General features: G+C 40.8%; 7 protein-coding genes and 1 pseudogene. 6 read left to right on the forward strand and 2 right to left on the reverse strand.

Going from position 1 to position 12,943, the window contains the following annotated elements:
- Nucleotides 1-33 precede the first annotated feature (33 nt).
- Nucleotides 34-1,707 carry a urocanate hydratase gene (gene hutU / locus L652_RS0111685; RefSeq protein ID WP_024596302.1) on the forward strand — a complete coding sequence of 558 codons (1,674 nt, stop codon included), beginning with the start codon at nt 34-36 and terminating at the stop codon, nt 1,705-1,707.
- Between the two features lie 2 nt (nt 1,708-1,709).
- A pseudogene (gene hutH, locus L652_RS01000000123725) lies at nt 1,710-3,243 on the forward strand (histidine ammonia-lyase).
- Here hutH and L652_RS0111695 read toward each other — a convergent pair.
- Entirely contained in the window at nt 3,240-4,010 is a 771-nt protein-coding gene (locus tag L652_RS0111695; RefSeq protein WP_024596301.1) for an NADP-binding protein, read from the reverse strand. The pseudogene hutH and the gene L652_RS0111695 overlap by 4 nt on opposite strands.
- 116 nt (nt 4,011-4,126) lie before the next feature.
- On the opposite strand from L652_RS0111695, the gene L652_RS0111700 reads away from it, so the two are divergent.
- The 4 genes from L652_RS0111700 (at nt 4,127) to L652_RS0111715 (ending at nt 10,794) form a co-directional block, all read left to right on the forward strand.
- Entirely contained in the window at nt 4,127-6,154 is a 2,028-nt protein-coding gene (locus L652_RS0111700) for a methyl-accepting chemotaxis protein (RefSeq protein ID WP_024596300.1), read from the forward strand.
- A 371-nt stretch (nt 6,155-6,525) separates the two neighbouring features.
- Nucleotides 6,526-9,237 carry a preprotein translocase subunit SecA gene (gene secA, locus L652_RS0111705; protein WP_024603462.1) on the forward strand — a complete coding sequence of 904 codons (2,712 nt, stop codon included), beginning with the start codon at nt 6,526-6,528 and terminating at the stop codon, nt 9,235-9,237.
- Between the two features lie 68 nt (nt 9,238-9,305).
- Nucleotides 9,306-9,704 (forward strand): 8-oxo-dGTP diphosphatase MutT, encoded by a 399-nt coding sequence (gene mutT, locus L652_RS0111710; protein WP_007582062.1) that lies wholly within the window; start codon nt 9,306-9,308, stop codon nt 9,702-9,704.
- A 22-nt stretch (nt 9,705-9,726) separates the two neighbouring features.
- Entirely contained in the window at nt 9,727-10,794 is a 1,068-nt protein-coding gene (locus tag L652_RS0111715; protein WP_024596299.1) for an aminoglycoside phosphotransferase family protein, read from the forward strand.
- 233 nt (nt 10,795-11,027) lie between these two features.
- On the opposite strand, the gene L652_RS0111720 is transcribed toward L652_RS0111715, so the two are convergent.
- The coding region (locus tag L652_RS0111720) for a M13 family metallopeptidase (RefSeq protein ID WP_024603463.1) at nt 11,028-12,943 on the reverse strand (1,916 nt) is incomplete at its 5' end.

Consider the following 12,943-nt stretch of genomic DNA (forward strand, 5'->3'; position numbering starts at 1 on the left):
CAAATCACCTTGTATATACAACAGGAGTAAAACATGAACAACCGACTCGACACAAGTCGCGTAATACGTGCACCTCATGGCGATAAAATAAGTGCTAAAAGCTGGCAAACAGAAGCTGCTAAGCGCATGCTAATGAATAACTTAGACCCTGAAGTTGCAGAGCATCCTCATGCACTTGTTGTATATGGTGGTATTGGCCGAGCAGCTCGTGATTGGCCAAGTTATGACAAAATTATAGAAACCCTCGATAGGCTCGAAAGCGACGAAACCCTGCTTGTACAATCAGGAAAACCCGTTGGTGTATTTAAAACCCACAGTAATGCTCCTCGCGTGCTTATTGCTAACTCAAATCTTGTTCCACACTGGGCAAATTGGGAGCACTTTAACGAGCTCGATAAAAAAGGCTTGATGATGTACGGGCAAATGACGGCGGGTTCTTGGATCTATATTGGCTCGCAAGGCATAGTACAAGGAACTTACGAAACCTTTGTAGCTATGGCAAAGCAACATTTTGCAGGTAGCGCTAGTGGTAAATGGGTATTAACAGGTGGTCTTGGTGGTATGGGCGGTGCGCAACCACTTGCAGCTACAATGGCTGGCTTTAGTGCACTGGTTGTTGAATGTGATGAAAGCCGTATCGATTTTCGTATAAAAACAGGCTACGTTGATGTAAAAGCAACGAACCTTGAACACGCACTGCTATTAATAACCGATGCATGTGTTAAAGGTAAAGCCCTCTCAGTGGGTTTACTAGGTAACGCTGCCGATATTTTTAGTACACTGGTTAAAACAGGCATTACCCCTGATGTAGTCACAGATCAAACATCTGCTCACGATCCATTAAATGGTTACTTACCGCAAGGTTGGACAATGGAGTACGCTGCAAAAATGCGTGAGCAAGATCCAAAAGCCGTAGTAAAAGCCGCTAAACAATCAATGGCAGTCCAAGTTAAAGCGATGCTGGCACTACAAAAAGCCGGTGCCGCCACTACTGATTACGGTAATAATATTCGTCAAATGGCGTTTGATGAGGGTGTTATCAACGCGTTTGACTTTCCTGGATTTGTACCCGCTTATATTCGCCCTTTATTTTGTGAAGGTATTGGACCATTTAGATGGGTGGCATTATCAGGCGACCCGGAAGATATATATAAAACCGACGCTAAAGTAAAAGAGCTTATTCCTGATGATGCACATTTGCATAACTGGCTTGATATGGCGCGGGAACGCATACAATTCCAAGGTTTACCTGCACGTATTTGCTGGGTTGGACTTAAAGATAGAGCGCGCCTTGCACTGGCCTTTAATGAAATGGTTAAAAATGGCGAACTTAAAGCCCCTATAGTTATTGGTCGTGACCACCTCGATTCTGGTTCAGTTGCCAGCCCTAACCGCGAAACAGAGAGCATGAAAGATGGCTCAGATGCAGTATCAGATTGGCCATTACTCAACGCACTGCTTAATACCGCAAGTGGCGCTACTTGGGTGTCGCTTCATCATGGTGGCGGTGTAGGCATGGGATTTAGTCAGCACTCTGGTGTAGTTATTGTTGCCGATGGTACTGATGAAGCTAAAGAGCGTATTGCTCGCGTTCTGTGGAACGACCCTGCAACGGGTGTAATGCGCCATGCTGATGCCGGATACGACATAGCAAAAAACTGCGCTAAAGAACAAAATTTAGACCTACCTATGTTAAACGAGGAATGATCATGTTCGAACTTACTCTCACACCCGGATCACTTGATTTAAACACACTAAGAAAAATTAATAATTCACCGGTAAAATTGAGCCTTGCAAAGCATGCCGAGTCGCAAATAGCAGCCAGCGCGCAAACCGTTCAAAACGTTATCAATGAACACCGCACTGTATATGGAATTAACACCGGCTTTGGATTATTAGCCAATACTAAAATTGCCGACGACCAACTTGAATTATTACAGCGCTCCATTGTACTTTCACACGCTGCGGGTATTGGCGAATACATGGATGACAGCACAGTAAGGTTAATGATCACCTTAAAAGTAAATTCGCTTTCACGTGGCTATTCGGGCATTCGCCTACAAGTGATCCAATTTTTTATGCAGCTGCTTAGTAGCGAAGTATATCCATGCGTGCCTAAAAAAGGCTCCGTGGGGGCATCGGGAGATTTAGCCCCTCTTGCGCATATGTGTCTACCTTTATTAGCTGAAGGTCAAATGCGACATAAAGGAGAAATAATGAGCGCAGCACAAGGGTTAAAAATAGCGGGACTTGAACCCCTTACCCTTGCAGCCAAAGAAGGCTTAGCATTATTAAATGGCACACAAGCGTCGACTGCGTTTGCACTACAAGGCCTATTTAGAAGCGAGAACCTATATGCACAAAGCTGCGTTATCGGCTCNTAAGTATAGAAGCCGCAATGGGCAGTCGCGCGCCATTTGATGCACGTATTCATGAAATTCGCGGACAGCGCGGACAAATAGACACCGCTCAAGTATTTAGAGAGCTACTCGATACGCACTCTCAGATTAGTAACTCCCACGTCAATTGTGAAAAAGTACAAGATCCATACTGCCTTCGCTGCCAGCCTCAAGTGCTAGGTGCTTGCCTAACTCAGATACGCCAAGCTGCAGAAGTGTTACTATGCGAGTCGAACGGTGTAACCGATAATCCGCTAGTTTTTGCCGATGTAGGCGACATAATATCGGGAGGAAACTTTCATGCAGAGCCCGTTGCAATGGCCGCTGACAACTTAGCAATCGCAATTGCAGAAATTGGCGCATTAGCAGAAAGGCGAATTGCATTACTTATCGATTCAAACCTATCCAAATTACCGCCATTTTTAGTTGAAAACNCGGGGTAAATTCAGGATTTATGATTGCCCAGGTTACCGCTGCAGCGCTTGCCTCAGAAAACAAATCATTAGCACATCCGGCTTCGGTTGATAGCTTGCCTACATCTGCAAATCAAGAAGATCATGTTTCTATGGCAACCTTTGCAGCAAGGCGCTTAGATGAAATGGCCAATAATACCCAAGGTGTTTTGGCAATAGAATGGTTAGCATCGGTTCAAGGGCTAGAATTTAGAAAGCCGCTTGAACCATCAGATAAAGTGCAAAGCGCTAAAGCATTGTTACGCGAGCATGTAAGTTATTATGATAAAGACCGCTACTTTGCTCCCGATATCGAAGCTGCTAATACATTACTAAGTGAAGGTAAGCTATGCGACTTTATAGAGAGCAGTCCCCTGCCTTCAGCATATTAAATACCGTGCTGATAGCTAAACCCTAAGGCTTCAATGGCTGAGCCTAATATTTTTCGCTCAGCCGAATCAGTTCCTGTAAACGTTGGCATTTCACCACCATGTTGCTGACACTTCATCGCGTAGTATTCAGCTTTTGTGGGGTGCGCAGGATTAACCACATTATAAATATTTTGTCCTACTTGCCAGTGTTCTATCACCGCAAAAATAGCATTAATGACATCTTGTTGATGCACCATATTTACCACTTGCTCACTTGATGTATTGAGCTCTTTACCTGCCACAAAACGCCCTGGCTCTCTATTAGGCCCAAGTAATCCAGCTAAACGCAGCACTTTGCCATCTTGCTCAAGTACTTGCTCTTCAGCTTCATAAAGCTTTATTTGGCGCTCGTTTGTGCATGAAATATCGCTACTTTCGCTATATACACCAGGCTCTTGGTCATACACCCCGGTTGATGAGCACAATAAAAAGCCCTTTGCGTTTAGCTCCTTTGAAATCTTAAGCGCTGCGGTGAGTGTTTCAGGATAATTACTTTCACTGTGTCTGCTACGTGGTGGAATAGCACATACCCAATAAGCATCTTGTAAATCAACTTGATGCCTTAATTGTCCACCTTCAAGTGTAAACTGACGCTCAAAGTCAAACTCGTGTATATCTGTTCTATGCGTTCCTTGTACTTGCCAGTCAGCTTTTTGCGCACTTACGCATAAAGCATGTCCTAACCAGCCTGCACCTAATACTACTAATTTATTACTTTTATTTGTCATTTTTGTATAAGCCTTTATTTTAAACGCATAATTAGTTCTTTCTATCTAACTTTATAGAGATTTTAAGTAAGATATGATTAGATATAATTTCATAAATAATAAGAATATGCGCACTCATGCTAAATAATTTATCGTTACGGAAAAAAATATTATTATTGATTGGTGGAACAATTACCGTTTTACTAATTATCGCCTCAACATTTTTTGTTAAACACATTGCCAATCTCTCTAGAGAAAACATAGAAAACGAAGCACAAAGTTATCTACAGACCGAGCAACTTTCAATGCAAAGTTACTTTGCGATGTACGGCAAAATGGTATCAACCTTTGTTAATAACCCACATTTAATCAACTTTTTTGAAAATTGGGATACTCGCGATCAAGCTCTTGAAAGTGCACCTGGCTACAACGAAGTAAACCAAGACTTTGTGCGTTTAAGCTCAAATGACGAAAACATTCTATCGGCCTTTTTTGCCTCAGCAACCACAGGTGAATACTTTAAAGAAAACGAGCGTACAAGTCACTACAACGGCCAGCCTTATTACGCTTACAAGCGTGGGTGGTGGCAAGAAGCCATGCAAGTTAACAAGCTTTACGTAGGTCCAATCTCTGTTGATTTAACCACAGGCGTAGCATCCGCAGTAGTACAACAACCTGTTTATAACGCTCAGCGAAAACTCATTGGTATGGGCGGTGTTGATTTACAATTAAACAAAATTAACGACATGGTCGAAAATATTCGCTTTAACGGCCAAGGTTATGGATTTTTACTCGATGGTAATCAAAAAGTAGTTCATTTTTCAAAGGCCACTGGGCATAAACTTTCAATTACAGATGAAGGTGCAAACGGTAAAGAAGGGCTCGATGCGCTTGAGCAACAATTTACAAATACAGCAGGCTTTAAAGAGTTAAATACACAAATGCGAAATAACCTTGAAGGCAGCCAAATGGTTACTTTTAAAGGTGAGCAGTTTTATGTGGTTTACCATCGTCTGCAGCTAGAGCAGCCTTATATAGATTGGTATGTAGGTCTACTTATCCCAACTACTATGATTGAAGAGCCTGTAAATGCTGCAGTAACCGCTACAACAACAGCGGTAATTATTATCTTAATCATTATATTAGCCATGATTTTATGGGCTACCCACATGATTTCAAAACCCATTACAACGCTTACGCACATTATGCGTGATATAGCATCAGGCGAAGGCGATCTTACTCAAAAAATTGATATTAATAGTCAAGATGAAGTGGGACAGCTGGCCAACCACATGAACACTTTTATTGATAAGTTGCACGCCATGATGCTTGATACCGCAGCGCAAGCAGAACAACTAAGTAATGCAGCGGCCCAGCTAAGAAGTGTTTCTGAGAAAACAAATTCTGAAATTCAGCAAGAGAAGCAGCAAGTTGATAGCGTGAGCGCAGCGGTAACTGAAATGGCGACTACTGTGCTTGAAATATCACGTAACGCACAACACACAAATAACGCAGCTGAAGAAGTACAAGCAATTACAGCTGAAGGAGCTAGCCGTTCTACACAGGCGCAAACAGTAATGACTGAACTGGCATTACATATTGGCGAAGCATCTAAAGTGGTTGCAGGTCTTGAGCAAGAAAGTAATAACATTGGTGCATTAGTCGATGTAATTAATTCCATTGCAGATCAAACCAACTTACTTGCACTTAATGCGGCTATAGAGGCTGCTCGTGCCGGTGAACACGGTAGAGGCTTTGCTGTTGTTGCTGATGAAGTTCGTTCACTAGCAAGTCGCACACAAGAATCAACAGACGATATTCGAAATATGATTTCGCGCTTGCAGCAAATAGCTCAACAAGCCTCAGTAATGATGCAACAAGGACAAGATCAAACCGAGGGCTCAGTGCTTCAAACTAAAGAAGTGCTTAGCTCACTTCACAATATTGCGCAGTCGGTTACTAAAGTACAAGACCAAAGTCATCAAATAGCCACATCTACCGAGGAGCAAACTGTTGTTGCTGAAGATATTAATACGAGCCTTTCGGCAATTAATAACTTAGTGAACAGTACCGCTGACCATGCGCACACCCTCGCTGACGAAGCTCGTGACTTAAGTGATTTAGCTGCGGCGCTTAACAAAACGGTTAATCAATTTAAATTATAAAACATGCATTTTATAGTTGTGTTTAAGTGTAAAACTTAAGCGCAACTATAACCCTTGTTTTTAATTTATTTAGCACCATATCTTTACAGTTCGCTGCTATTTTTACTGTAATTGAGTAATACAAAGTGATTTTTACGAACCAGATCAAATTTTTCGATTTTATACACCGATCTTTTTATTGAGATAGTTTGTTGTTTGGCAGAGTCTGGTATAGTAGCGCACGTAATAAACAGTGCTTTTTGAACGGTTTAATACAAAATTGCTAATTAATATGTTCTAAGTGTTACTTAAAAGCACATATTAATTACCAATTGTTAAAAATGGGTTAGCCGATACTCGGCTGACAAAGAATACATTGTAACGGTTTTATCATGATATCTAATTTATTTACCAAGCTTTTTGGTAGTCGCAATGACCGCACTATTAAAAACTTAAGAAAGACGGTCGCGCTAATCAATGCGCTAGAAACGCAACTTGAAGCGCTTTCTGATGAAGATTTAAGAGCTAAAACAGCTGAGTTTAGAGAACGTTACGATAACGGACAAAGCCTTGACGACATTCTACCAGAGGCTTTTGCTGTGGTACGTGAAGCGTCAAAGCGTGTAAATGGCATGCGTCATTTCGACGTGCAGTTATTAGGTGGTATGGTTTTACATCAAGGTCGCATTGCAGAAATGCGTACCGGTGAAGGTAAAACACTTACAGCTACTCTACCAGCTTATCTAAACGGCTTAACAGGCAAAGGTGTTCACGTAATTACCGTGAATGACTACCTTGCTAAACGTGATGCTGAAACCAACCGTGCGTTATTTGAATTTTTAGGCCTTACCGTAGGCTGTAACGTACCTGGTATGATGCCGCAGCAAAAGAAGCTCGCTTATACTGCCGACATTACATACGGTACTAATAACGAATTTGGTTTTGACTACCTTCGTGACAACATGGCTTTTAGCATTGATGAACGAGTTCAACGTCCATTATTTTATGCTGTAGTCGATGAAGTGGATTCAATCTTAATTGATGAAGCACGTACCCCGCTTATTATTTCAGGCCCAGCTGAGGATAGCTCTGAGCTATACACTGAAATAAACACCATCGTTCCTTTACTTGAGCTTCAAGAAAAAGAAGACGAAGAAGGCATTGAAGGTGACGGCGATTACACTATCGATGAAAAATCTAAGCAAGTTCATTTAACAGAACGTGGTCAAATTAAAGTAGAAGAGCTACTTACTGAGCGCGGCTTAATTGAAGAAGGCGATTCGCTTTATTCAGCAGCAAGCATTACGCTACTAAGCCATGTTTATGCCGCCCTTCGTGCTCATAAGCTATACCAAAAAGATGTTGATTACGTTGTAAAAGAAAACGAAGTAATTATTATCGATGAGCATACTGGTCGTTCAATGGAAGGTCGTCGTTGGTCAGAAGGTTTACACCAAGCTGTTGAAGCAAAAGAAGGTGTAAAAATTCAAAACGAGAACCAAACACTTGCCTCTATTACGTTCCAAAACTACTTCCGTTTATACGAAACGTTAGCAGGTATGACAGGTACANCAGCCGATACTGAAGCATTTGAATTTCAGTCTATTTATGGCCTTGATACTGTTGTTATGCCAACTAATAAGCCGATGATTCGTGATGATCGCGCCGATTTAGTTTACCTAACGCAAGAAGAAAAATACGAAGCTATTTTAATTGATATTAAAGACTGCCAAGACCGTGGACAACCGGTGCTTGTTGGTACTATTTCAATTGAAAGTTCTGAGTATTTATCGCAGTTTTTACGCAAAGAAAAAATTAAGCACAATGTACTTAATGCTAAATTTCATGCGCAAGAAGCTGACATCGTTTCAGATGCTGGCCTACCAGGAACAGTAACAATTGCAACAAACATGGCCGGTCGTGGTACCGATATCGTGTTAGGTGGTAACTGGAACAGTGAAGTTGAAAAACTTGAAAACCCAACTGATGAGCAAATTGCTGAAATTAAAGCAGCTTGGAAAATTCGCCATGATGCAGTAATTGATGCCGGCGGTTTACATATCATTGGTACTGAACGTCACGAATCTCGTCGTATAGACAACCAATTACGTGGTCGTTCTGGTCGTCAAGGTGATGCTGGTTCAAGCCGTTTTTACTTATCGATGGACGATGCGCTAATGCGTATATTTGCCGGTGAGCGCATGACGAACATGATGCGTAAATTAGGCATGCAACGCGGTGAAGCAATTGAACATCCATGGGTTAACCGTGCGATTGAAAATGCACAGCGTAAAGTAGAAGCACGTAACTTTGATGTACGTAAGCAACTACTTGAGTACGATGATGTAGCAAACGATCAACGTCGTGTTGTTTACTCTCAGCGTAACGAACTACTTGAAGAAGGCGATATTTCAGAAACTATTACTGCAATTCGTGGTGACGTACTTAGCAATACAATTGATCAGTACATTGCACCGCAAAGCCTTGCTGAAATGTGGGATATTCCTGGCCTTGAAGAGCGTTTAAAACAAGACTTCTTAATTGAGTTACCGATTACTCAGTGGTTAGCAGATGACAATAAACTATACGAAGAAAAACTTCGTGAGCGTATTGAGCAGGCGGTTGAGCAGTCATACAAGCAAAAAGAAGAGCAAGTTGGCGATTCTGTTTTACGTCAATTCGAAAAAGCGATTATGCTACAGAGCCTTGATCAGCATTGGAAAGATCATCTTGCTGCAATGGATCATTTACGCCAAGGTATTCATTTACGTGGTTACGCGCAAAAGAATCCTAAGCAAGAGTACAAGCGTGAATCGTTTGAGCTGTTCTCCGAAATGCTTGAAAACTTGAAAGTAGATGTTGTAAGCATTCTAAGTAAAGTACAAGTACGCGCAGAAGAAGATGTTGAAAAAGTAGAAGAGCAACACCGTAAAAGTGAAAATGCTCCTCGCGAATACCAACATGAAGAAGCTGAGCACGTAGGTGGCGAAGCGCCAGAAACAGCGACAGTAATGGCTCGTACAGAACCAAAAGTAGGTCGTAATGACCCTTGCCCTTGTAAATCAGGTCAAAAATTCAAACAGTGTTGCGGTAAATTAAAATAACCCAATATTGTCAGTAGCTTATTAAAAAGCGGCGCTAGCGTCGCTTTTTTTTATGGAGTTTTAAAGTAATGACTATAGAAATTGTACATGTAGCTGTTGGTGTTATTAAGAAAAATAACGCTATATTCATTTGTAAACGTGCAGATGAACAACATCAAGGCGGTTTATGGGAATTTCCTGGTGGTAAAGTCGAAGCTGGAGAAAGTGTGTTTGTTGCACTTAAACGCGAGCTTATTGAAGAAGTTGGACTAACCATTCACAGCTCTAGCCAATTGATGGTGATTGAACATGACTACGGCGATAAATGCGTTAAATTAGATGTACACGTAGTAAGTAACTTTAGCGGTGAGGCACATGGCGCTGAAGGGCAACCTAGCGAATGGGTAGCAATTAGTGAATTAGAAAATTATGATTTTCCTGAAGCGAATGCTGAAATTATCGAAAAAATAGTTGCCCGATACGCATAAAAAAAGGGCATAAGTGAGCACAATGAATATCTCAATACAAAATAAGCTAAGCGAACTGTTAGCACTGCCCACTGAGTTAACTCAAGTTAGTGCGATTGGTAGCGGTCATATAAATAGTACATGGCTACTTACAAGTATTGATAAACAGTTTATTGTGCAAAAACTAAATACTGAGGTATTTAAAAACCCTGCTCAGTTAGTGAGTAACGCAAAACTAATTGAGCAGCATTTAAATGCTAAACAACTGCAAAATAATTACCCGCTTGAAATAATCAAACATATAGCGACACAAAGCGACGAACACTTAATAAAAATTGATAATGCGTATTATCGCGTCCTTAACTATATTAGCGGTAGCTACAGCGAAGACGTTGTTAAAAATACCCAGCAGAGCGAGCAAGCGGCTTACGCCTTTGGCGTATTTGCTCATGCATTACAAGATTTTGATGCGCAACAGCTACACACTGTAATTCCTGATTTTCATAACTTAGCGATGCGCTTTGAGCAATTAAATACCGCAATCACTAACAACGTAGTTAATAGAGTAAAGCACTGCAATGGTGAAATAGAGTATTGCTTAACGCAGCAGCATTTAATTACTGAGCTTAGTCAGGTAGCTAAACACATACCGCTTAGAGTGTGTCATAACGATACAAAAATAAATAATATGCTGTTTTGTAATACAACTCACAAAGCAAAAGCAGTTATTGATTTAGACACCTGTATGGCAGGACTTTGGCTTTATGACTTTGGCGACATGGTACGTACATTTTGCTCCCCCGAAGCCGAGGATTCAACTAACTTACACAACGTTGTTATTCGAAAAGATATATTTTCAGCCATTGTTAAAGGCTATGTAACGCCATTAAAAAGTAGCATGAGTATACTAGAGCAAGAAAGCTTATTATTAGGCGCTAAAATCATGCCACTCATGTTAAGTGTGCGCTTTTTAACTGATTACTTAAATAACGATGTGTACTTTAAAGTAGCTCATGCAGAGCATAATTTAGAGCGAGCACAAAACCAACTCGCGCTTTATAAAAACATACTGAGTAACGAAGAATGGATGCACGCGTGCTTAATGAGCTAAAGCTTATTTAACCTGAACTCTGGTTAAGAGATTTATTAACGTATTGAATCATGGTGATATTTAAATTTATTTTCTCTAGCCAGAGATTTTTAGTAAATTCAACGCAGTTAGCGCTAAAAATAGCTGCTTGAGATAGATTTATTATCCATAGTTCAGGTTATTTACAAATTCAAGATACAAAAAAACCAGTAAGCTAAAAACTTACTGGTTTTTTGTTATTTATAGTAATGCAATTACCAGATTTTTACGCGATCTTCTGGTTTGATATACATTTTATCACCTTCTTTTACGTCAAACGCTTCGTAAAACTCAGGCATGTTCGACAAGATACCGATTACACGGTAGTGGCTTGGTGAATGAGGGTCTGTTAATAAGCGATTACGTAACTCTTCATCGCGGTAGTTACGACGCCAGATTTGTGACCAACCCATAAAGAAACGTTGATCGCCTGTGTAACCATCTATCACGGGTGCTTTTTTATCACCTAAAGATAGCATATACGCTTTATGCGCAACGGTTAAACCACCTAAGTCACCAATGTTTTCGCCAAGCGTTAGCTCACCATTAACACTTGCATCTTCAAATGGTTTATATTCGTTATACTGTGCAACTAAAGCCGCTGTACGCTCTTCAAATTGCTTAAGGTCAGTCTCACTCCACCAGTTACGTAAGTTACCGTCACCGTCGTATTTAGCACCTTGGTCGTCAAAACCGTGACCAAGCTCATGCCCAATTACCGCGCCAATTGCGCCGTAGTTTACAGCATCATCCGCTTCTAAATTAAAGAATGGTGGTTGTAAAATAGCGGCAGGAAATACAATTTCGTTGTTTACTGGGTTGTAATAAGCATTGACTGTTTGCGGAGTCATGTGCCATTCAGAGCGATCAACTGGTTTACCCAATTTAGCAATCATATCTGCGTATGCCCATTCGCTATAACGGATGTAATTACCTACTAGCTCATCTGAGTTAATCTCTAGCTCTGAGTAATCTTTCCACGTGTCTGGGTAACCAATCTTAGGCGTAAATTTATCTAATTTTTCTTTCGCTGCAAGCTTTGTTTCAGGGCTCATCCACTCAAGATTTTCGATAGCAACGCCATAACCTTTAATTACGTTATCAACTAACTCTTCCATGCGTGCTTTAGCTTCTGGGGGGAAGTTATCTTTAACGTATACCTTACCTAAAATTTCACCAAGTACACTGTTAGATGCATCAACCGCTTGCTTCCAAAGAGGTGCTTGTTCTTCTACGCCACGAAGTGTTGTGCTGTAAAAGTCAAAGTTAAGGTTAACTAAATCTTCGCTAAGTAGCTCTGCATAACCACTTACAAAATGAAATTTTAAGTAGTTTTTCCACGTCGCTAAATCAGTATCTTTATAAATAGTAGCAAGTGCTTCTAAGTAGCTTGGTTGACGTACAATAATATCACTTGCACCCACGCCTGCATCTTTAAAGAATGCAGCTAAATCAAGGTCGCCCATCAACTTGCTTGCGTCTGCTACTGTCATCTTGTTATAAGATTTAGTTGCGTCACGGCTTTGCACACGGCTCCATTGAGCATCAGCTAGTGTTTTTTCAAATGCAAGTACGCTCTTAGCTGCTTCTGCTGCATCTTTAACGCCTGATTTTGCTAAAACATCTGTGATGTATTGCTCGTAAGAAGCGCGAATTTTAGTGAATTTTTCGTCATCGTTTAAGTAATAATCACGATCTGGTAAACCAAGACCCGACTGAGATAAATACAATGCATACTCGCTCGAGTTTTTAGCATCGTTATTTACAAACCAACCAAACGGTAAAGTACCGCCTTGTTTTTGAATTTTAGCCATTAAACCCACTAAGTCAGCTTTAGATTTAACGCTATCAATCGTATCTAATGACGGTTGTAATGGCGTAATACCTAGCTCATTACGCGCAGATTGATTCATGTAGCTTTTATAAAATGCGCCAATTTTATACTCATCACTGCCTTTTTTAGCGGCCTTATTCGCGGCTGCGTTTTCAAGGGCAATTTTCATCGCTTTTTGTGACTCATCATATAGCTGCGAAAAAGAACCGTAGTTAGACTTATCACCTGGTATTTCAGTTTTTGCTAACCACTGTCCATTTACATGATAATAAAAATCGTCTTGTGCGCGTACTGAAC

This window comes from Pseudoalteromonas sp. TB25, from assembly GCF_000497995.1.
GTDB lineage: Bacteria > Pseudomonadota > Gammaproteobacteria > Enterobacterales > Alteromonadaceae > Pseudoalteromonas > Pseudoalteromonas distincta.